The sequence below is a fragment of the Sphingobacterium sp. UDSM-2020 genome (assembly GCF_016132525.1).
Lineage (GTDB): Bacteria > Bacteroidota > Bacteroidia > Sphingobacteriales > Sphingobacteriaceae > Sphingobacterium > Sphingobacterium anhuiense.
In genome coordinates this window covers 4,887,563-4,909,938 of record NZ_CP066166.1, presented here as the reverse complement: position 1 = coordinate 4,909,938, position 22,376 = coordinate 4,887,563, and the positions used below count along the sequence as shown (strand labels likewise).

Annotated in this window: 24 protein-coding genes; 7 read left to right on the top strand and 17 right to left on the bottom strand. The window is 32.8% G+C overall.

Annotated features, from left to right (window positions below):
* The first annotated feature begins 6 nt into the window (after window positions 1-6).
* The 3 genes from JAZ75_RS20730 (at window position 7) to JAZ75_RS20720 (ending at window position 3,361) form a co-directional block, all read left to right on the top strand.
* Window positions 7-2,346: a hypothetical protein gene (locus tag JAZ75_RS20730; RefSeq protein WP_208698127.1), complete on the top strand. Its 2,340-nt coding sequence runs from the start codon at window positions 7-9 to the stop codon at window positions 2,344-2,346.
* Window positions 2,347-2,457: 111 nt separating this feature from the next.
* A complete protein-coding gene (locus JAZ75_RS20725; protein WP_183912899.1) occupies window positions 2,458-3,000 on the top strand; it encodes a YceI family protein in 543 nt (180 codons plus the stop codon).
* A gap of 10 nt (window positions 3,001-3,010) precedes the next feature.
* Window positions 3,011-3,361, top strand: a complete 351-nt coding sequence (locus JAZ75_RS20720) for an ArsC/Spx/MgsR family protein (protein WP_208698125.1) — start codon at window positions 3,011-3,013, stop codon at window positions 3,359-3,361.
* Window positions 3,362-3,425: 64 nt separating this feature from the next.
* Here JAZ75_RS20720 and truA read toward each other — a convergent pair whose 3' ends face one another.
* Window positions 3,426-4,226, bottom strand: a complete 801-nt coding sequence (truA, locus tag JAZ75_RS20715) for a tRNA pseudouridine(38-40) synthase TruA (protein ID WP_208698123.1) — start codon at window positions 4,224-4,226, stop codon at window positions 3,426-3,428.
* Window positions 4,227-4,314: 88 nt separating this feature from the next.
* Entirely contained in the window at window positions 4,315-4,851 is a 537-nt protein-coding gene (locus JAZ75_RS20710) for a YfiT family bacillithiol transferase (RefSeq protein WP_208698121.1), read from the bottom strand.
* Between the two features lie 768 nt (window positions 4,852-5,619).
* Between JAZ75_RS20710 and JAZ75_RS20705 the strand changes: the two genes are divergently transcribed.
* A complete protein-coding gene (locus JAZ75_RS20705) occupies window positions 5,620-6,459 on the top strand; it encodes a universal stress protein (protein WP_208698119.1) in 840 nt (279 codons plus the stop codon).
* Between the two features lie 104 nt (window positions 6,460-6,563).
* Here the strand turns inward: JAZ75_RS20705 and JAZ75_RS20700 are convergent, their stop codons facing one another.
* The 5 genes from JAZ75_RS20700 to rocD all read right to left on the bottom strand — a co-directional run bounded on the left by JAZ75_RS20700 (window position 6,564) and on the right by rocD (window position 13,468).
* Window positions 6,564-9,101, bottom strand: a complete 2,538-nt coding sequence (locus tag JAZ75_RS20700) for an outer membrane beta-barrel family protein (RefSeq protein WP_208698117.1) — start codon at window positions 9,099-9,101, stop codon at window positions 6,564-6,566.
* 165 nt (window positions 9,102-9,266) lie between these two features.
* Entirely contained in the window at window positions 9,267-9,953 is a 687-nt protein-coding gene (locus JAZ75_RS20695) for a LytR/AlgR family response regulator transcription factor (RefSeq protein WP_021188335.1), read from the bottom strand.
* Window positions 9,943-10,983, bottom strand: coding sequence for a sensor histidine kinase (locus tag JAZ75_RS20690; protein ID WP_132768384.1), 1,041 nt, complete (start codon window positions 10,981-10,983; stop codon window positions 9,943-9,945). The genes JAZ75_RS20695 and JAZ75_RS20690 overlap by 11 nt, the downstream gene beginning before the upstream one ends.
* Window positions 10,984-11,234: 251 nt before the next feature.
* Window positions 11,235-12,203, bottom strand: coding sequence for an arginase (locus tag JAZ75_RS20685; RefSeq protein ID WP_208698115.1), 969 nt, complete (start codon window positions 12,201-12,203; stop codon window positions 11,235-11,237).
* Window positions 12,200-13,468 (bottom strand): ornithine--oxo-acid transaminase, encoded by a 1,269-nt coding sequence (gene rocD, locus JAZ75_RS20680; protein ID WP_132768381.1) that lies wholly within the window; start codon window positions 13,466-13,468, stop codon window positions 12,200-12,202. The genes JAZ75_RS20685 and rocD overlap by 4 nt, the downstream gene beginning before the upstream one ends.
* 131 nt (window positions 13,469-13,599) lie before the next feature.
* On the opposite strand from rocD, the gene JAZ75_RS20675 reads away from it, so the two are divergent.
* The 3 genes from JAZ75_RS20675 to JAZ75_RS20665 all read left to right on the top strand — a co-directional run bounded on the left by JAZ75_RS20675 (window position 13,600) and on the right by JAZ75_RS20665 (window position 15,167).
* Entirely contained in the window at window positions 13,600-14,052 is a 453-nt protein-coding gene (locus JAZ75_RS20675; protein ID WP_132768379.1) for an Lrp/AsnC family transcriptional regulator, read from the top strand.
* 21 nt (window positions 14,053-14,073) lie between these two features.
* Window positions 14,074-14,571 (top strand): GNAT family N-acetyltransferase, encoded by a 498-nt coding sequence (locus JAZ75_RS20670; protein ID WP_183912912.1) that lies wholly within the window; start codon window positions 14,074-14,076, stop codon window positions 14,569-14,571.
* Between the two features lie 65 nt (window positions 14,572-14,636).
* Window positions 14,637-15,167, top strand: coding sequence for a DUF1697 domain-containing protein (locus JAZ75_RS20665; protein WP_208698113.1), 531 nt, complete (start codon window positions 14,637-14,639; stop codon window positions 15,165-15,167).
* 693 nt (window positions 15,168-15,860) lie between these two features.
* Here JAZ75_RS20665 and JAZ75_RS20660 read toward each other — a convergent pair.
* From JAZ75_RS20660 to JAZ75_RS20620, 10 genes are all read right to left on the bottom strand, one after another.
* Entirely contained in the window at window positions 15,861-16,307 is a 447-nt protein-coding gene (locus tag JAZ75_RS20660; RefSeq protein WP_208698111.1) for a DUF1572 family protein, read from the bottom strand.
* 79 nt (window positions 16,308-16,386) lie between these two features.
* Window positions 16,387-16,893 (bottom strand): 4'-phosphopantetheinyl transferase superfamily protein, encoded by a 507-nt coding sequence (locus tag JAZ75_RS20655; protein ID WP_021188341.1) that lies wholly within the window; start codon window positions 16,891-16,893, stop codon window positions 16,387-16,389.
* Entirely contained in the window at window positions 16,890-17,144 is a 255-nt protein-coding gene (locus tag JAZ75_RS20650) for an acyl carrier protein (RefSeq protein ID WP_208698109.1), read from the bottom strand. Before JAZ75_RS20650 ends, JAZ75_RS20655 begins: the two co-directional genes overlap by 4 nt.
* Before the next feature lie 4 nt (window positions 17,145-17,148).
* Window positions 17,149-18,420: a beta-ketoacyl-[acyl-carrier-protein] synthase family protein gene (locus JAZ75_RS20645; protein ID WP_208698107.1), complete on the bottom strand. Its 1,272-nt coding sequence runs from the start codon at window positions 18,418-18,420 to the stop codon at window positions 17,149-17,151.
* Window positions 18,417-18,851, bottom strand: coding sequence for a 3-hydroxyacyl-ACP dehydratase FabZ family protein (locus tag JAZ75_RS20640; RefSeq protein WP_168126650.1), 435 nt, complete (start codon window positions 18,849-18,851; stop codon window positions 18,417-18,419). The genes JAZ75_RS20645 and JAZ75_RS20640 overlap by 4 nt, the downstream gene beginning before the upstream one ends.
* Window positions 18,852-18,857: 6 nt before the next feature.
* Entirely contained in the window at window positions 18,858-19,910 is a 1,053-nt protein-coding gene (locus tag JAZ75_RS20635) for a type III polyketide synthase (RefSeq protein WP_208698105.1), read from the bottom strand.
* On the bottom strand, window positions 19,907-20,620 hold the full coding sequence (locus tag JAZ75_RS20630; protein WP_208698096.1) for a methyltransferase domain-containing protein: 714 nt from the start codon (window positions 20,618-20,620) through the stop codon (window positions 19,907-19,909). The genes JAZ75_RS20635 and JAZ75_RS20630 overlap by 4 nt, the downstream gene beginning before the upstream one ends.
* On the bottom strand, window positions 20,617-20,937 hold the full coding sequence (locus tag JAZ75_RS26045; RefSeq protein WP_232789284.1) for an NAD(P)/FAD-dependent oxidoreductase: 321 nt from the start codon (window positions 20,935-20,937) through the stop codon (window positions 20,617-20,619). Before JAZ75_RS26045 ends, JAZ75_RS20630 begins: the two co-directional genes overlap by 4 nt.
* Before the next feature lie 47 nt (window positions 20,938-20,984).
* Complete coding sequence (locus tag JAZ75_RS20625; protein ID WP_232789283.1) at window positions 20,985-21,743, bottom strand: NAD(P)/FAD-dependent oxidoreductase; 759 nt, start codon at window positions 21,741-21,743, stop codon at window positions 20,985-20,987.
* Window positions 21,744-21,930: 187 nt separating this feature from the next.
* Window positions 21,931-22,314, bottom strand: a complete 384-nt coding sequence (locus tag JAZ75_RS20620; RefSeq protein WP_208698094.1) for a hypothetical protein — start codon at window positions 22,312-22,314, stop codon at window positions 21,931-21,933.
* Window positions 22,315-22,376 lie beyond the last annotated feature (62 nt).

Below are 22,376 nucleotides of genomic sequence, written 5' to 3'. Positions count from 1 at the left end.
TTTAATATGCAATCAGCATTATTTACTATAATAAATGAGGAGGAAGATCAATTTCCTGAAATTGAAACCCACCTTTCTTTTGACCCATTTTTGAATTATCTGAAAAGAAAAGGTGAAAATGAAATATCAATTAAAAAGAACTTTTTAGCTAGTGTATTAAAGGATTTTAATCAAGCATTTGCAAAATATGGTCCTTTGGAGAAGCACAATATTCACCAATTTGAAAACGAATTTAGATTAATTCATGCATCTTTAAATCCAGTATTACAAGATGATGAGGACACTTATTGGGCATTGGGCTTTCCTTTAGGACAAAAAATATGTTTTGGAACAGATAGATTCTATGCTTTACTTGAACAGTATAGATGTGATAATCAACTTGCTTTAGCACATGATTCTGTTGGGTTTTCTGAGAAAATCCAGATGTTGTATTCATTTATATTAGAAAGGTTATATGGGATAAAATCTGCTAAGCATTTTGAGATAATTCATTCCTTTATCGATGCATTGACTGGACTACAAAAGTATTACCGGATCAATATCGATCATACTTTTGTAGATGTAAAAGTAATCGGAAATTTACCTGTTTTTGATCGGATAAAAGTAATTGATGAGTTTTCAAAAACATTAAATTTTGAGATAATAAAAACTTTGATTCCATTGAATAAAATCAAAATGGATGGTTTTTCTATTTTAACAGTTACTGATATTACTGAGCAACAGGCGCTTGAAAATATAAAAAATATCATTATAAGGGGAATTGATGAAGCAGATTCTTATGGACACGTGATTATGGCGTTAAGGACATTAGCAGGAAATCCTGCTATTGAATTTTCTCTTTTACCTTTTTTTAAGTTGAATAACAAAGTCGTATTTGATTTTAAAGAAAAGAAAACGTCAGCTTTATTGGATTTATTAAAAATTAATAAAGGAAGTGAGCAACGTATTCAAGAGTTGCTGGATGAATTTATTAAGCAACCCCAAATTCTTGTTTTTAGTAAAGATTTTCCTATTGAAGATAGAACTATGTCCTTCCTTTGGGAACGACTGAAAGATCTGGGCATCGTCAACTATGCATTGATTCCCATAGCCCATAATAAAGAGATCGTAGGTGTTATCGAAGTCTTTACAAAAACAGATGCAGTTCTTGATGAACAGATTTTGGCTCGAATATTTAGTGCAAGTACCTTACTAGCACAGTTGCTAAAAGATGAAATTGTTGAGTTTCAGACAAAAATAAACGAGGTTATAAAGGAAAAATTTACATCTCTTCAATCTGCAGTACAGTGGAAGTTTAATCAAGAGGCTTGGGAATATTTACAAAGAATAGAACAAGATAAACCTAAACCTATTGTTGGTGATATTAAATTTGAACAAATATATCCGTTGTACGGTGCCATCGATATTCGAAATTCAACTATTGAAAGAAATAAGGCGGCTTTTCAGGACATGATTGTTCAATTAGAATTATTGGAGAATGTCTTAATTCAATTGAAACACTTAAATAGTATTGTTATTCTTGATGAAATGATTTTTAACTGCCGCAGATGGTTACAGGAAATTAATGAAGAATTAATGGATAGTATGCAGATTCAGCTTAATGACTTTTTTAATCAAAATGTGGCTGAAGTTCTCACTTATTTTAAGGAGAATTTAAAAGAATCTCATCCGATTATTGCCGCATATGAAAATGCTATCCATCCTTTAAATGGGGTTGTTTATAAGAATCGTAATGTTTTAGAAAAATCGATACGTTTAATTAATAGTGGAATAAGTGGTTATCTGGAGTTATTTGAAAAGGAATTGCAAAATTCTTACCCTTGTTATTTTGAAAAATTTAGATCAGATGGTATTGAATATGATATTTACATAGGCCAATCTATCGCTCCAGACAAAAAGTTCAATGAGATATACTTAAAAAATATCCGACTTTGGCAATTGACGTCAATGGCGGCGATTGCAAAAATTACACATAGTCTGTTGGATCAAATGGAGAAACGTTTACTAACAACGCAGCTTATTTTTGTTAATGCTACGTTGATCGATATTAATTTTAGAACAGATGAACACCGATTTGATGTAGAGGGAGCTTATAATATTCGCTATCAGATTATAAAAAAGAGAATCGATAAAGTGACTATTAAAGGTTCGAACGAACGCCTTACTCAGCCGGGTAAAATTGCTATTGTCTATTTTACAAAGCGTGAGGAAAAGGAATATTTAGGATATATTCAATATCTACAAAAGAGCGGATCTTTATTAGATGATCTAGAAGAATTGGAATTGGAAGAATTACAGGGTGTTAAAGGATTGCAAGCGTTGAGAATAGGAATTAATTTAGCCTAAAGTAGCATACTCAACGTATCAAACAAATGATCTAAATCAATTTTTAGATTTTTAGTAATCCTTATTTTTGCAATTATTAGATATCTACCTAATTAATTAAAATAACAGTTTATGGCAACATACAAATGGTCAATAGACCCAAGTCATAGTGAAGTCGCTTTTAAAGTGAAACACTTAATGATTACAACGATAACAGGTTATTTTGGGAAGTTCACACTTGATCTTGAAACTACTTCTAATGATTTTAATACCGCTAAGAATATAGCATTTAAAGCGGAGATAAATTCTATCAATACCAATGATACACAAAGAGACGAACATTTGAAGTCAGCTGATTTTTTTAATGCTGAAGCCTACCGTTATTTAGAATTTACTGGTGTTAAATATGTAGGAATCGGGGATGAAGCGCAACTAACCGGAAATTTGACAATAGGAAATATTACCAAAGCTATTACATTACAAGTTTTGTTTGGCGGGATTGTGGTCGATAGTTATGGCCAAACAAAAGCAGGCTTTTCTTTAAGCGGGCAACTTAGTCGTAAGGAATTTGGTTTAACATGGGATGCTGTTACAGAAGCTGGTAATATTGTGGTTAGTGATGAAGTACGAATTAGTGCTGAAGTTCAAGTGATTAAAAAAGATATAATACTCTAGATTTTGGATCATGATAAAGATATATCATAACAAATTGTGTAGTAAAAGCTGTGCTGTATTAGATTTATTGAAATCGAAAGATGTAGATTTATCAATACGGGAGTATCTTCAAGATGTTCCTAGTAAAGATGAATTGCTTGAGCTGGTCACTTTACTTCAATTAAAACCTCTTGAGCTGATACGACGTAATGAATCAATTTTTCAAGAAAAGTTTAAAAATCTTGTTCTTTCGGATGAAGAATGGATATCCGTTATGTTGGAGTATCCTATTCTAATTGAGCGTCCTATTGTTGTAAAAGATGGTAAGGCCGTTATCGGTCGACCGATTGATAAAGTAATAACACTAATATCAGAAGGTTAACATTATTTGTTATGAAAAGTATCTAGATAGGATTGCATACTTTATTTTTTTTAATACTGGGTATCTAAATAGAAATCCAGTCGCAACTTTGGGAAGGTGTTAAAAAATCAGTGCGTGGTGGAAGATTTAGGTATGGATAGTTAACTTTGGATAGATACAAACCTATTGGATGGGCCGGTCTCAATATTTTGGGAAGTTCTAATGTAATTAAATGATTTTCAAATTCATCAATACTTAGTTCCCCATTACCTATTTTTAAAAGTTTACCGGTTAGAATTCTGATCATCTTACCTAAAAATCTATTACTGGAAATATTAAACCGAATTCTATCACCTTTTGTATTGACAAATATTCCTGCAGCTGTTACATGGCAGATTGTATGTTCATTTTTATCAGGATGTGTGCAAAAGGGACGAAAATCCTTATATTTTAAGAGCAATTTTGCAGCTTCACTCATTTTGTCTAAATTTAATTTGGGATATAAGTATAATGAGCTTTGATTGCTTAAGAAAGGATCTTTGTACGTGTGAATAAAGTAATCATATTCTCTATGCACTGCATCAAAACGAGCATGCGGCTTACCTTCCATTTTTATTATATCGTAAATGGCGATGTTATCAGGAAGAGCCTTATTGAGTCGAAATAATAAGTCGAAATCATATTCTTTCTCAATATCCGCATGAAAAAAGTACTGACTAGCGTGGACTTGAGCATCTGTACGGCCACAACCAAATATGGTGGTTGGTACTTTTAATACTTTATGGAGTGTATTTTCCAAAACTTCTTGTACGCTTTCTACATCAGGTTGTCTTTGCCAACCATTATAATTCTGACCCTGATAGGCGATATGGAAAAAATATCTCAATTTACCTTTTTAATTTAATGCAATTTTACAAAAAAATGCTAGCTTATTTTTATAAAAAACTTTTTACCTTCATAATATTTTAAATTGACTATTCCTTATTCATTTTTGCAATTTTAATATGTGCAAGATGATGCTCACAATGCCAAGCGTACAGTCCAATATTTGTTTTAATATTAATGAGTTCGTTCGAGTCAGGATGTCTAAATTGTCTGGCCATATCCGAAGGTGTCATATTTTGTAGTAAAACTACCCAGCGGTAATGTAGAGCTTCTAGCATATTTATAGAAGAATTAATAGCAAGTTCTTTTGAGTCAATAAGTTCTGCCCAAAGATCTTCAGCATATGGTTTTATAACGGGTATATCTTCTGTCAAAGCTAGTTTAAATCTGATTAAACTATTCATGTGGCTGTCAGCACAATGATGTATTATTTGCCTTATTGACCAACCATTAGGTCTATAGGTTTTTTGTAATGCTTCTTCCGATAATTCTTGAACTTCTTTTTTTAGAAGTTCTGGGAAAGATTGTATAATTCCAATCCATTTTGTTATCGTTCCATTATCTATTGTATTTGGCGCAATAAATTTACCAATTGGAAACTTCAGTTTATCGATATTAGATTTCATATCTATGTATAAGTTCTTATGTTTTTAACGTCATTCTCGAGCTCCCTGAAAAGATCACTTATTTCTTTTATTTCGAATTACGTATGTATTAATACGGCTCTTAATTCCTTTACAGCGATAAATCATTGTTTTAATAATACGATTAATAATGCGATAGCAAAAATAACCGATTACAGATACAGTTAAGATTATTATTGTATTATCAACCCATTTTGGCAATAGATGATTTAGCAAAAAATATCCCATGAAGATCAGGTATGCTACTAAATAAAGTATGATGTAAAAGCTCTTTTTCCAACCAAACCAAGCTGAGAGATATAAATAGCTACTGATTAATCCAATAAATGGTAATATGTAAACAAGGTTTGTATCAGCTAACTTATCATCAAAAGGAGCATAGAAGAATCTACTGATCAGGATGATTATAGCCAAATTAAAAATAAATTTAAGGATCCAGTGGATATTATATATGTACATAAGTTTTATATAATTATTAAAGACAATTGCCAGGTTTTCAACGTATTTTACTATAAACTATGGGAACAGACCAATAATTGAAAACCGAAAAAATTAAAATTAACAAATTTCGGTGCGAAAAACTAATTATAAATATGAAACAACTTGCGTAATCGGTCATAAGACATTTCTAGTTTATTCGGAATATTTATTTATGCATTTAGATTAATGTGTATTATTTTCTTAATTTTTAAACTAAAAATAAGATTCGGTTGTTTAGTAATCGAGTATACATTACAAGAAATCACGATCATGGAAACAATTGTTTTTTTAACCGATTTTTCTGTTCCTGCTAGACATGCTTTCGATCAACTCTTGACCCTTGCTAAGCAAACAGCTATAAAAAAAGTCATCATATACCACTCCTTAGGGTATCTAAATGGAGGATTTTACTATGTTGGCGAGTTTATACCGCCACCAATTCTTGTAGATGAAACAGATATTGCGGCAGTAGACTCAAAAATGCTTCTTTTGAAACAGGAATTATTAAATGTTTCACCAGCTACAAACGTCCATACAAGACATGATAGTTTTACTGTTTTAGATGGCATGGAGCGAATTTCCGAAGAGGGGCATGTTGACCTAGTTATTGCTGGCATGAGAGGAAATGATGATAATGGTAAAAATAGTATTGGTACTATTACCAATGAGCTGATACAGGCACATCTGTATAACCTTTTATTGGTGCCAGATATGGATAAAGTACATATCTTTAAAAATGTGATCCTTGCAGTGGATCTAATGCATTTAGATGAACGATTGCCCGTGAAAACAATATTTCATTTACAAGAATTGTTATCTTTAAGATGGTATGTTGTAAATGTAAGTGTTCAAGGGAAGCATAAGGCAGCTGATTTAATTGAGGAACAATCTTTTTTGCATGCAAGTTTAGATAGTCTTGAACCGACTTACTCTTATTTGGAAGGTGAAGATTTTGTTGAGAAACTAAATGTATATGTTCAAGAACATAATATTCATGTATTGATCACGGTACCCCGTAAACTTGGATTTATCGCTTCGTTTTTTCAAAAAAGTGCCTCAAAAAAATTGGCAGTTAATGCCAAGGTCCCTATTTTAATGTTAGTATCTTAATCAACTTCTTCATTTTTGTAAGTTAAATCAATTAGATTAAAATAAAGGGGTGTATATAGATTAAGATCTATATACACCCCTCTATTTGTTATTGTACGGGTAGATTACTGCATTTGCATTCCTTCCATCGAATTTTGATTTTTGTTTTTCTTAAACATATTCATATCCATTTTTCCAAAGCGATAAGATAAGTTCAATTTGATTAGTTGAGGATTTGAAAGTCGATAATAAGATTGTGTAAACCCTTCTCCTGAAGATACAATTGTATTACCTCGGCTTCTGAAAATATCATTCACAGCTAAAGTTACTGAGGCAGCTTGATTTTTTAAGAAACTCTTTTTGAGAGCTAGATCGACACCATAAAAAGGTTTGATGAATCCTTGGGATGAGCTTTGTGCTTGATTCATTGGAGGACCAAATGACTGACCTTGTGTGACAGGCATATTTGTTTTGCCTTGATATTCAAATGCGACTTGAAGATTCCAATTGTTTTTAACATTAAAGGTGTTGTTCAATTTTCCAAATACTGTCCACATTGCTTCAGACGGGGTACTGTCGTCAACTTCTATTTTTGAATTATAGAAATTAAGGTCTGCGGTTAAATCCCACCATTTTTTAAGATTATTGGTATATGTAAATTCTGCACCATAGTTTTTACTAGAATTGGCATTAATATAGGTATTTATAAAATCCATTTTGCCTGTTACTGGATTTAATTCCTGAGTCAAAAATCTGGTAATCAAATTATTGGTAGATTTATAATAAACTGAAGCTAAAAAAGTGCCTTTTCCATGTGTTCTACTATACGAAAGCTCGCCAGAAGTCGTGAATTCAGGAACAAGATCGGCATTACCTTTCGTAATATTTAAGCTGTCTGTATAATCGATAACAGGTATCGTTTGAAAAAAATTAGGACGATTCACGCGACGCGTGACACTCATCTGGATTTGATCTTTTTCGGTCAGTTTTTTACTTAAAAACACAGATGGAAATAGGCTTAATGGATAATTGTTCTTAAATTTTTCATTAGTATTTAAAAGTTCTCCATTATAAGTTGAGTTTTCAGCACGTAGACCTACTTTATAGGATACCCAATCTTTAAAATTTCCTCCGAGTGAAACGTAAGCGGCATAAACGCTATTTTTACTATCGTAATTAGCAGATGCTGAAGAAATATTTTTAAAGTCTTCTTCACCAATATCTTGTATTGAATTATCGTTGAGATTTTTTAATTTATTAATTTGGGCACGAAGACCGGTCTCCAATTTCATTCCATTTTTGAAAGGTTTAACATAGTCCGTTTGGATAGTAATAAATTTATTATTTCCAGAACCGATGTTCTGTTGTTTTTTTGTGCCTGTTATCTGGTTTATATCATTGAGATAATTTGTGGTGTAAAGACCGTTTGAATTATTATTACCTCCGAAATAATTAAAGTCAACAGTTAATTCCTCACCTTCTGTTTTAAATTTCTGTACTATTCCGGCCTGTAGACCTCTTGGTTTAAAGCTTCGTTCGGATTCCGAAATTCGATTGCTTAATGAGGTTTTTCCTTCAGATTGTGTTGATATTAGGGTTTCTTCATTTGGACGAAATTTCCCTTCAACCAAAACTCCGGCAATTGATAATGAAGTTCGTGGACTGAAATCATAATCTAAACCAAGTCTTCCAAAAGTGATCATACCTTTTGTTTTTCCTTCAATATCTTGATCTACAGTTGAATTTATGTTATTTATATTACTCGTTCTATGACTATCTCCTTCAGTATTCGTACGCATTCGCATATTCATTCCTGTAAATGACAGGTTTAATTTGTTTTGACGTGCATTGAGGCTTCCCATAAAATTAGTTCCGCCAAATCGATCTCCACCTAGGGTAACCATACCATTATATCCTGTTTTCTTATTTTTTTTAAGGATTATATTTAAAATTCCAGCCATGCTTCCTGAGGCATCGTACTTTGCAGAAGGGTTTGTGATGATCTCTATTTTTTCGATGACATCTGCGGGGATCTGATCTGGTGAAAGTGTTGTAGGCTTTCCATCTACAAAAATGGTTGGTGCAGCATTTCTGAGCTTGACATTTCCATCGATATCTACTTGTACAGATGGCATATTACGAAGTACATCGATAGCAGTACCGCCAGTTGCTACGATGTTTTTTTCCACATTGAATACTTTTTTATCAATATCCATTTCCAATAAAGCCTTTCGACCTGTGACAGTTACTTCTGCAAGTTGTTGATTGTCATTTTTAAGTACAATAGTTCCTATATTTTTGTTTAAGACTTTTTTATCATCACTATGATCAACATTTAGCTCGAGCGTTGCGTAACCTATTGAGCTGATTTTTAATTTCCAATTATTGGTATTAGAAATAGCTGAAAAGTTAAAATTTCCATTTTCCAGCGAACTTGTACTTCTTATTAATATTTCTCCTTCCTGATTGTTTTTTTGATCTTTGATAACCTGAAAGAGATTAATCGAAGCCTTTGAAATAGGTTTTCCTTGACTGTCTATAATTTGACCAAAGATTGTACCTTCAGACTTATTTACGTTTGTAGGTGAATTTTCAGCGGTATTTTGAGCATGCACAGTTGATATTGCAGTTGCTACAATAAGCGTTGATATATATCTTTTCATTATTCTTTTTTTATCGATTTGTTTATCCCTTTTTAATAGAGGTCTGATATATGACAAATTTGATAAGGATTTTTAATCTACACAATGATCTGTAGACAGACAGCGTAAATGTGTAGACGAATGAAGTTATTGAAACAAATGTTAGTATCGACAAGAGAATTTAATTTAGAAAATTTCGATATTTCCAACATATTTTTTGCCTACTGGCAGTGCAATCTCAGGAAGTGTTAATTTCGTTAGAGCGACGTGCTGAATTCTATTTTTGTTTACTATATATGAATTATGGATTCTTAAAAAATCTTTTACTGGCAGAATTTTTTCCATACCTCTTAGGTTACTACGGGTAAGAAGTGGAGCATTCCGATTTACCATATAGATTTTAACATAATCTTTTAATCCTTCTATGTAACTTATTTCATTGATAAATATTTTAATCTTTTTATACTCAACATTGACGACGATGTGATCTACTATATTATTTTGATTTGCTCGTAAAAGCATAATGTCTTCAACCTTTCGAATAGCGCTAGTCAATCTTTCTTTTGCAATTGGTTTCAATAGATAATCCACTGCATTCAATTCAAAACCCTCCACAGCATATTGATGATATGCTGTAGTGAATATAAATAAAGGTGGATTAGTAAGTTCGCGGATAAATTGTGTTCCTAATTTTTCCGGCATTTGTATATCCAAGAAAATCAGATCGACTTCATGATCTCTCAAGTAATCGACGACATCGATTGGCGAGTTAAACTTGTGCAGTATTTCAACCTTGTCAAAGCTTAATAAATCGTCTTCTAAGATGTTTAAAGCAAATGGTTCGTCGTCTATAAGTAAGCATTTAATTTTCATCGGTCATCAATTTGAGTAGTACCTGGAAATAACCGTCATCCGTTTTTGTAATGGAAAGATCATGACGATTTGGATATAACAGTTGCAAGCGACGCTGAACATTGGTTAATCCGATTCCTTCACTTGTTCGAAGTTCTGTATGCTGTAGTATTTTATTGCTGGACTTAAAAATTATACCGCCTGGAATCTGTGCGAATTGAAACTTGATTTCTGGACTGTTTTTACTGTCTACACCATATTTGAATGCATTCTCTACAAAATGAATAAATAGTAAAGGTGGTATCAATCTATTTTTTAGATTAGATTCAATTTCGAGATCCACATTTCCAGCTATCGGAAGACGGAGTGTTTGTAAGGCAATAAAATTCTGCATATGCTCGATTTCCTTAAAGAGCTCTACTTTTGCACCATCAACTTCATAGAGAATGTACCGCAATATTTCGGATAATTTGACGATCGTGTCTTCAGAATCTGGTGATTGTTTACGGATCAACCAGCGGATGTTGTTAAGGGTGTTGAATAGGAAATGTGGACTGATCTGAAGTTTTAGAATTGTTAATTCTGCTTTTGTTTTCTCCAAAGCAATCTGCTTATTTAATTCTTTTTGCCTGGCCTGTTCCCCATATAGAAAAATCATGGATGACGTAATTAAACAAAGTGAATATATAATTCCAGGACCGATCACTAGTCGTACGAAAAGTATATTTTCTTTTGTGAAATGTGCCAATTCTCCATTAGGATTAAAGTATACAATAGCATAGTTTAGCGCGACATAGGATAAAAAAGCACAAGCAATTAAAAGCACCAGAAACTTTCTGCGTGTAAAGAAGTATTTTGGTGCGACATAATAGCAGTGTAAATAAAAATTTGTTGCCAAAAATATTATATTGGCTAGATGAGATAGAGCAGAGTAGGGCTTAAACTCCGAAATCTTATCTGGTTGATAGAGATAGGTGATAAAGGGAAGTAACAATAAAATGGTCCAGATGACTATGTCTAAATAGAATTTTCTGAAAAATTTGCCGATCATAACATTTTTTTAGCCAATATATTTAAGGTATATAACAAATAGTAGATCAGAATTTATCTTACCATTTTATTTTGTTCTTAAATACTTATAGTAACAATGTTACAAATTTTTAATTAGAATGTTACATGCTGAATCATTGTATATTGGGTTAAATGGTTGCGAATTCTCTGCATAACAATAATTGAACAATTGAAATTAGAAACTAATAATTCTTATTTTCAATTGTTCAATTCCAAGAAATCATATCGAAATTATGATACTGATTTTAAAGTTTCAATAGATCCTGTCACTTGGTCTAAAATTTCGAACGCAACCTCTGCCATTCTATTCCCTTGACTGTCTAAAAGGGGATTTACCTCTACAAATTCTAAGCAAACCACTTTATTAGATGCAATAATTTCTTGAAGCAATGATGTTATTTCCGTTTGATTAAATCCTTTGGGTACTGGTGTACCAGTACCGTTAGAAATTAGCTCGCTGTCCATACTGTCAACGTCAAATGAAACATAAATATGGTCACATCCTTCCAATTGCTGAAGGGTGCTCTGAACACAGGATTTTATTCCCATATCACGTAATTGCTCTACTTGATATTTTTTTATATTCAGTTCCGCAATTAGATTTTCTTCTGGTAATTCGGTATCGCGAACACCAAAGTAGATCAGGTGTTCTGCTATTATTTTAGCTTGGGAAGTTCCTATTGTTTTTAATTTATTCCAATATTGTTTGGTTTCTGCATCAACATTATTAATTTGATTTTCTAAATTGTCCGTACCTAATACCGCCGCTAAAGGCATTCCATGTAAATTACCAGAAGGTGTGGTATAGGGTGAATGTAAATCAGCATGGGCATCTATCCATATTACTCCTAATGTTTTTTCTGGATATGCAGACTTTATACCACTAATGGTACCAATTGCAGATGAATGGTCTCCTGAAAAAACCAGGGGAAACTGTTCTTCTAGTAAACTATCTTCAACAGCTATTGCCAATAATTTGCACTGCTGTAAGACCTGCTTTATTCTCTTACCAAATGGATTAACAAGCGGATCATAAACTGTGTTATTGCGCGTTTGTATATCTATAAAATTATAGTTATTGAAGTATTGACTTCCTTTATTAATTGCAGCAATTTCGATAGCGTCAATCCCTAGGTCGGAACCGCGGGTACCTGCTCCAATATCCGATCTATTTTTAATTAATTTAATCGATCTATTCATATTTTTTGTGCAAATTGATGAAGTGATTTTTCTATAATTGATAGACTTTCCGTAATTTGATCTTCTGTTATTACTAATGGGGGAGCTAATCTAATTTTATTACCGTGAGTAGGTTTGGCTAATAATCCATTTTCCTTAAATTTTAGACAAATTTCCCAAGCAGTATTATCTTCTTCTTTGCTATCTATTACAATTGCATTTAATAATCCTTTTCCTCTGACTTCTTTAATTATGGGACATCTTATCATCATTTCTTGAAGGCCTTCTCTGAATATTTTACCCATTTTTTCAGCATTTAATGCTAAATCCTCATCTATGATCACTTGAAGAGCTTCCATGGATACTGCACAGGCTAGGGGATTCCCACCATATGTTGAACCATGTTCTCCAGCTTTTATAGTCAGCATAATAGAATCGTCTGCTAGCACAGCAGAAACCGGAAGTACACCTCCAGAAAGTGCTTTTCCTAAAATTAAAACATCAGGCTTTGTATTTGAATTGGTATCTTTAATATCAAAAGAGGCTAGCATATTTCCTGTTCTTGCAATACCAGTTTGAATTTCATCGACTATAAATAATACATTGTAGTCTTTGCAAAGTGCTTTTATACGAGATAGATAATCATCACTTGGAACGATAATTCCAGCTTCGCCCTGAATGGGTTCAACAATAAATCCAGCAATGTTCGTATCATTTTTTAGTAATTCTTCAAATGCTTGAACGTCGTTATAAGGCACTTGTGTAACCCCATCTAAGAAAGGTCCAAAATCTTTTCTTGCCGAATCATCATTTGAAGCAGAAATTACGGATATGGTTCTACCATGGAAGTTACCACTAGCGAAGACTATTTTGGCTTGATTTGCAGGAAGCCCTTTAACTAAGTAAGCCCATTTACGGCATAACTTCATGGCTGTTTCTACGGCTTCAACACCGGAATTCATAATTAAAGCTTTATCATAACCAAACAGATTACAAAGATACTCTTCAAAATCACCTAATTTATCACTATAAAATGCTCTTGAAGTTAAGGTAAGCTTTTCAGCTTGTTGGGTTAAGGCTTTAATAATCCTTGGATGACAATGTCCCTGGTTTACCGCTGAGTATGCCGAAAGAAAATCAAAGTATCGGTTTTCTTCAACATCCCACACAAATACTCCTTTTCCTTTTGCTAAAACCACAGGTAAGGGATGATAATTGTGGGCACCATATTTATTTTCCTTTGCAATGAATGCATTGCTTTTTGCTAAATTTGTTAAGTCTGCCATATTATTTGTAATTGGAATTATGAAATAAATGTACGATATTTAATTTTAATAGCCTAATATGGATTTAAATTCACTCAATTAGTAGCTTATTAAATTTAATTTAACTCTAAACTTAATAATTAAAAATAACCATGAATCATTTGGATGATTTTGATATACAGATTTTGAAACAGCTCGAAGCAGACGGACGCATGGCGTATTCTGCTATAGCTACAGAGCTAGGAGTTTCCAATACAATGGTCCATCAGCGTATTACACGCCTTATGGATCAAGGTATTCTTACGGGAATTAAGCCTGTTTTGGACGAAAAAAAATTGGGTTACGATTGGGGAGCTTTTACTGGAATATCTCTTGAAAAAGATCATGATTCAAAAAGAATAATTGAGGAGCTTCATAAAATTCCTGAGGTAACAGAATGTTACTATATTACTGGAAATTATACGCTATATTTAAAGATCATCGCTAAAGATCATGAGCATATGAGACAATTATTGTATGAGAAAATAGACAGTATTGCAGGTATTGCCAAAACGGAGACTATTATCGAGCTGGGTTGTGCTTTTAGACGTAATATTGTTTTATAAATCACTTTATCATAGAAGATAATGAAAATAAACTTACAGAAGTATGGACCGGAAGATTTTAACTCTTTCAAAACACTTGTTTGTGAAGATGATTTAATGAAATATATTTCTGGAAATGGATTGAATGAAAATCAGGCTAGAGCAAAGTTCGATCGTATTCTTGAAATCAATAGTAAGGAACGTGAATTAGGATATTTTAAGGTTCTTACTGAAGAAAATGAATTTGTGGGAGATTGCAAGTTGGAGCGATATAAGCATGATGAGAGCATTCTTGAAATAGGTTATATTATAAAAAAGAATTTTTGGAGAAATGGAATAGGATCTTTAATCTGTCGAAAATTACTAGATGTAGCGCATAATTTATATCCTGATTTAGCGGTTATTGGAATTATTGATCCAGAAAATATGGCTTCTAAAAAATTACTTGAAAAATTTGGATTTGAAAGTTATTTTATTGGGATTGAAGACGATTTACCAACTGAGAAATTAATATTGAAGAAATTGCAAGTTGATGAATGAGTCCTATTTGTAAATAAACGTATAATGATGTATCGTATGTATTTTAATTTAATTTTTTAAGAATTATGAAGTACTGTGCTTTTCTGAGGGGTGTAAATGTCAAAGGAACCAACATGAAGATGACTGATGTATGTCAGGTTTTTAGGGATGCAGGAATGCAGGATGTTAGGTCCATAATCGCATCTGGTAATATTGTTTTTTCATCACATAAAAACGAGATCGAATTAAAGTTAATTTTGGAAAAGTCCATGTCAGCTTATTTTTCTTACGATGCTGTTTTATTTATAAAGTCGGAGCGTGATACGGTATTATATTGGGAAAGTGTTCCTTTTGAAAAGACTACGGATTTTCATATCTATGCATTTGTCGGAGATACTGGAATAGAAACTGTTTTAATGGCTGAATTTCAGGACGCGACGCAAAATACCAATGAGAGCGCAGAAATAGTTAATCATATTTTCTACTGGCAGGTCCCTATAGGAAACACGCTTGATTCAGCATTTGGAAAGATTTTGGGTAAAAAGACACTTAGAGATCAATTTACAAGTAGAAATATTAATACTTTTGAAAAGGTTCTAAAGAAGATGAATTCGTAATGTGGTTAAGAACTATTGAAAGGAAATCCCTTGTAATGGCCTTATAAGTTATAATAATAACAGTATGACTTATAAGGTTAATAGAAAAGAGATTATTAACTTTATTTTAAAGAATAGTAGTCAATTTTTATATATTTTAGACTTAACCACATTCTGGTAAAAACAATTATCCCTCCGATAATCTAATACGATAAATTACTGCGTTTTTTATTTGTAAGCTTTACTGAAACATTTTTATGCAAAACAATAATTATTTTTTAATAGATAGCTTCTTTGGTCTCATTTTTGCTATTAAACAACCTGCGCATTTACAGTGTTTAGAAGGAGCGTAATTCGACCTCGTTTTAAATTATATTAAGAATGTTGGATTATGATGGGATTGATCTGGAAATTGAAATAAATCTACCTTTATTTACATAAATAGTAAAGCCATTCTTTTTAAGAATGGCTTTTTTTAATATTCTAAACTTACCCTAATTTGATAATATTAATCAAGTTGTCATATTCATCTGCCTCTCCCAAAATTTTACAAGTCATTAGAATCAAACTTATTGTGACTAAAAGTATCCAACTTAACCTTGCAGGAAAATAATCAGCAACAGTTAGCCGGATTTTTATTTTTGGTCTTTCTGTTATTAAATTGCTAATTTTTATTTGGGATTTTGATATTGAAATTCAACTTATTTAATTTTTTTAGCTTTCGATTAAACGTCTATGATAATTTATTTGTCCGAGATGATAAGCGAGATGGGTTGTCAGGTGAATTAAAAAAAACTCTGTTGAAGTTTTTTTTGAAAACACTAAAATGGGATATTCGCTATCTAATTCTTCATCTGCTATTTGGCTTAGTGCAAGTCTAATGGTTTCAATTGTATCTTCTATTTTCGTAATTAGATCTTTTCTCGGAACATTTTTTTCTAAAAATTCAAGATCTCTATTTCTTACATAGTTAGTTTTCCCGATCTCTTTACCTATATAAGTGTTTAAGTTACCAATTAAATGGAGGGTTAAATTTCCCGCTGAATTCAAGATCTTTTTCTCAATCCGCCAAATATTGGATTCATTTTCATAAAGTTCTATTTCAGTTATTAATTTTTTCAGATCTCTTTCAAAAAGGGATACTAATATATTCGTGAGCATATTTAATTATCATTAAAGTTTTTCCTTTTCTAAAAATGGTTTCAGCAACTTTCGCAATTAAACTGATCCTGATTTAGAATTATTTACTTTTAATTGTCACTGTCTTTTCAAAGCGACCATGGTTGCTATTTGAAGCTGCTTTATATTGATTTGAGTTTGTAATACATAACCAAGGTATTCCATTTATATCTTTTAGCATTTCTTTTTTGTCTATTTCCACTACGAGATCTAGATCTTCTAAGTCATTAACAGCAATAGTATGGATAAAATCATCAGCTAAAAAAGTTCTTGTATGATAGATATTTCCGATATAAAATACTTGACCAGTTGCACTAAAACAGGTTTGTGATAATATTTTACAAATCAGTTTCTTAGGAATGAATTCTCTTTTTTTTGTCTGTCTATTTAGGATTTTGTACGCAGCTTCTTTCATGCTCCACATCAGCCATACTATAATTTCTGGATCAGAACTATTGGCTATAAAGCACTGTTCTTCTTCTGTAAATAGTTTTTCCAGAAACCCATGTCGTTTCCAATTACTTTCTTGACGGGATTTCTGTATATCTATGATATCATTACCAATCACTTCTGCGCTAATTTGATTTCTATAATTTCGACGGCTGTTCTCACGTTTAACATACGTTCCATATCAGCATTATCGATGACAACATCAAATATTTGTTCAATATCGAGTACAATATCTACCAGATTTGCAGAATTGATGTTAAGATCATTAATAAAATCGGTGTCTTCATTTAGGTTTTCGTATTCTTCTAAATTCGTGGTATAAGGTTTTATAATTTCCTTTAACTTACCTATCAACATTTCTTTATTCATAAGATTAAATTTCAAATTTTTTAAATATTACACAAGCATTCACATCACCAAATCCAAAGCTAGCTTTGGCTATTACATTTAAATTAATGTTAAAAGATTTTGTCGGTATTTTTGAGGCATCAATATGAGTTGCTATTTCTGGATGTAGATCATCGCAATTTGTATTTCCAAATAAAAACCCATGATGAAGTTGCAGCACTGTAGCTACACTTTCAATGCTTCCTGCAGCACTGAGGCAATGTCCTATCAAGCTCTTTAATGAATTGACGTAGGGAAAATCAATATGACTTCTGCCCAATGCCTTTGTCCAGTTCTCTATTTCAATACTATCTTTAGCAGTTGCTGTAAGATGACCATTGATTGCGTCAATATCATTTGCTGAAATAGCTGCGTTTTTGAGAGCATCAATAATGCATCTTTGAACAGCTTTGCTATTTGGAGCAGTCATCGTACCATTTCCCCGCTGTCCCCCACAGTTTACACTACCACCTAGAATTTCTGCGTAAATATTTGCCCCTCGTTTTAGCGCACTTTCCAAGTCCTCAATAATTAGTGCTCCTGCACCGGATGCAGGTACAAATCCTGCTGCTGTTGCACTCATAGGACGGGAGCCTGCTTCAGGATCTTCATTATATTTAGAACTGCAAACTCTTAAAGCATCAAATCCAGCCCAAATGTAGGGGCCGCTATCTGAAGTGCTGCCGGCTAATATGCGTTTTGCCTTTCCTGATCTTATACGGTCATAGGCCATTATTATTGCTTCGGTCCCTGTTGCGCATGCCGAAGAATTCGTGGTTACCTGATTTCCTAGTCCTAATTTTCCGCCCAGATATGCACTTATACCACTATTCATAGTTTGAGCAACAACACTGCTACCAAGTTTACGCGTCTGTAAATCATCAATTTTATAGATACTTTCGCGCAATTTATCAATGCCTGATGTTCCTGATCCAAATATAGTTCCACTGTCCCAATCAGGCTCATTATTATTTTCTATCGGAAGTCCAGCATTTTTCCAGGCTTCAACACCTGCAATGACGCCATATAGTATTCCGCTACTGTTAAAACCTCTAAGTTCAAGATCGGTAAAATACGCTGACTTTATTTCATCTGTAATTTGGGGTTTTCCTGCTATCTGACAAGAAAACTGCAATTGCTGTAATTGTTCATCCTGGCGTATTCCAGATATACCATTTTTAATAGCATCGGTAAAAGCAGGTACGCCAACTCCATTTGGAGCAACGACCCCTAATCCCGTTATTACAACTCGATTCATAGCTCAGTGGTTAACATTCCTGAAAATATACCTTGACTAACAATCTGTTCGGCTTCGTTTTTCATACTGATGTTACACTTGAGTTTGCCGAATCTAAAATATATTTTTTGAGAAATTACAGTAACTTTTTCATTTGGATATACAGGTTTTAAAAACTGCATTTCGACAGATGTAAATGCAATTGAAGTATTTTTTAGCTCATTATTAAGAAGGTAAATGCCGAGACAAACAAGACCTATCTGCGCCATAGTTTCTGTTAAAATCACTCCAGGAGTAACCGGTTTTTCTTTAAAATGTCCCTTATAGAAATCTAGATTTTCATCGAAGGTATATGTACCCATACTTCCATTTTCATCAATATGAAGCAACTCATCGACGAATAAAAATGGTTTACTATAGGGTAATTTTGCTATAATATCTTTTACGTTCATTGTACATTACCATTTTAATAAAAGCCCTTGGGCAGAAAATCCTGGACCAAAACTTAACATCAACCCTAATTCTCCCTGTATGGGATTTTTATCCATGACGCGCTCTAGGACATAAAGAACAGTTGCACTTGACATATTGCCATATTGCAATAATATTTCTTTTGTGTGATCAATATTTTTACCCCACTCTGAAAATAGTTTTTCGACCGTCATTACGATTTTTTTTCCTCCGGGATGAAATATCATATGGTCTATGTCTCTGACTTCTAAATTATTTTTCTTTAAGAATGGATGTATAATATCACCAAAATGTTGTGCTATGGTATCCGGAACTTCAGTGCCAAGTATCATTTTCAAACCACTATTGGTCAGTTTAAATCCCATAATATGCTCCGTATTAAAGAAGTGATACATCTGTTCATCAAGTATGTTGGGACCATAATCTTCTTCATAAGAAGAAAGTAGACAACAAGCTGCCCCATCACCAAAAATAGCCGCGCTTACAATATTTGACATTGAAAAATCATCCAGTTGAAATGTAGCAGTCGGAGCTTCAATCGCTATTACTGCGGCTCGTTTGTTAGGATTGCCTTTGAGGAAGTTTTTGGCATATAACAAACCCGATACTCCTGCTACACAGCCCATCTCTGTAACTGGCAATCTGACGATATCCTGTCGTAGTTTCAGTTTATTTATAAGATACGCATCTAAAGAAGGGATTATAATACCGGTGCAACTTACAGTAATAATATAGTCTAAGGTGCTTGGATCCCATCCCGCTTTTTTAAGTGCTTTCTCAAGCACTTGTTCACCAAGGATAATAACTTCACGGCTATAAATGTTATTTTTATCTTCAAAAGAAGTTGCTGTGAATACTTCAATAGGATCCATAATTGAATACCGTGTATTTACTGCCGCACCTTCAAATATTTTTTTTACTTTTTTTATAAAACGTGTTTCTTGTCCATAAAGCCAAGTATCTAGTATAGGAAGTATTTCAACTGTATCGCTTGAATATTTCGGTAGTTGTTTTGCAACAGTTACGATCTTTACATTCATATTTTAGGTATAATCCATTGGTAACGAAAGGCCCATTTCCATTGGATGGTATAATTCTTTAAATTTAGTTTTCTTGCAAAACTTTGCAGCTCATTTCTTTTAAATCCTCTCAATATTGATGTACATCCATCTTCTTGCAACATCCTGTTTAATCTAAAAACAAAACATACCATTTGGTAAAGTCTATAAGCCAATTTGCTGCGCTGTAAATCGTTTATAACTATTCCTACAGAGGCATTATGACTAAAGATAGTGATTAAATCTATTATTTTTTCATTAGTAAAATGATGAATAGTTAAGGTGCAAAGTGCAATATCGTATTTTAATGTCTTGAAATTTTCTTCAAATATATCAGTGCATACATAGTCAATATTAGCGTAGCTTGTTGATAATTTTCGAGCATAGTTGACCGTATATTCATTTGCATCTATACCGATCATTTTAAAGTTAATATTGTTCTTAATACCGTATTCGGCTAACATACGTAACATATCACCGTTACCGCAACCTATATCTGCAACAGTGATATGTTTAGATCGATCAACGTGTGTTAACAATTGCTTTACGCCATTAAGTGTAATACTATTGCCTCCAAGAAATTGATTGATGCGTGCAATTTTATCTAGAGCTTCTCGTAATTCTTCACCTTGGAGTGAAAAATCATCCATTAATTCGTTTTTTTCTGTCCTATTATCGGTATTTATTCTCATTTGATTGTTATTGCTTTACCGTGTGTTTGCTTTATTATCAAAGGAAGAAGAGAAGGGAACATCGTTGCGATCCTGATCAACACTGTTGTGATGGTTTGATGTTGAAGTGCTTTCGATAACAGGTTTCCGATTAAGAGTCTCTTTTCGAAATTTTGTTTCCATTGTTGTGTGAATTTTTTTTCTAATAATTTTCGGGATACGATTTTACCTGTGTAATAGTCGACGATTAGCTCTGACGAAATTTTAGCACTGTGCATAGCCATGGCCATGCCATTGCCACAGAGGGGATGGATAAGGCCGGCAGTATCACCGATCATTAATATATGGTTTTCGATGATCGGTTTTTTATCAAATGATATTTGACTTATTGTAAGTGGTTTATCAAAAAGTAATGTGCTATTTTCAAAAAAGTATTTGATGTGTTTATTCTTGTAAAGAACATTTTGTTCAAATTCTGTAATATTCTTGTGTTTTTTAATGATTTTAAATCAGCCAGGTAGCACATATTTATAGTATTGTCTTCAACTTTTGTAATACCACAATAACCACCCTTAAAGTTATGTAGTGCTACTACATCATCAGGAAATTCTCCGGAATAATGTCCTTTTACGGCTAGCCACGGGGCAGTTTTATTCATAAAATTACGTTTTAGTACCTGATCCACGTTCGATCGTTTTCCGAATGCTCCCAATACGATTTCTGCTATCAAGATCTGATTTTCGGTCATCACTGTGAATGCATTTTCATTAAATGTTACCTTTGTTACTGTAGCTTTAATAACGGTACATCCCATTTTTAATGCTTGTAGATATAGAGAATTATCCAGCGAATACCTACTGATGCCAAGGCCTCCCAAAGGTAAGTCTGCTTTTGCAGTTTTACCATTTTGATGTGTAAATATAAGTGTGTTAATATTTGTTGGATATACTTGTAAAATGTCTGAGTTCAACCAATTCAAATAAGGTAATATTTCTTTTGAAAGATATTCCCCGCAGACTTTATGACGAGGATAACTATATTTTTCAATTAATGTGACATTTAATCCTTTTTTTGTTAAATGTAATGCAGCTGTTAAACCTGCAAGGCCACCACCAATAATAATAACATCAGCATTTTTCTTCATATATATTTAGCTATAAAACAGGAATATCATAAATTTTGGAGTGTTTAGTGAATAGGTGAAAGTTTTTTAAGGACGATGAAAGGAACTGATATTGATTTTATTTACCTTTTAGACATCATACAAGAGGGGGAGTTCAGTGCTGATCAAGTTTTGTCTCCCCTCAGATGTTTTAAGAATCCGTTTAATATTAATTAGTGGTGAAATATGTTCGAACAAAAGCGTATTGCTGATTTTCGGTCATTTTATCAGCAGGTTTTATTCCGATTTTAATTTTAGCATATGCTAGATCATCTTTAATCGTATTGTATAGCTCAATTTTTGCATCAGTTGGACCAAAAATGAGTACTTCATCATACTGTTTGATTATTTTAGCTATTTCTTTATAATATTCGGATAGCTCATTCTGTTTTTTATTATGCATGACACTTTCACTACGTTTTAGTGCCTCTTCCTTATCCTCGTGGGTAAAGTTGCATTCAATAGTTTTAGTCTGCATAGGATTTATTGAATAATCCATCAAGTTGGCAAATGAATGGTCCATCCAGATACCAATTTTTGTTTTTTCTATCATATTCATATCGTTTAATTACTGGTTACGATCTATTATAACCTGATTTCATGACAAATTACTTC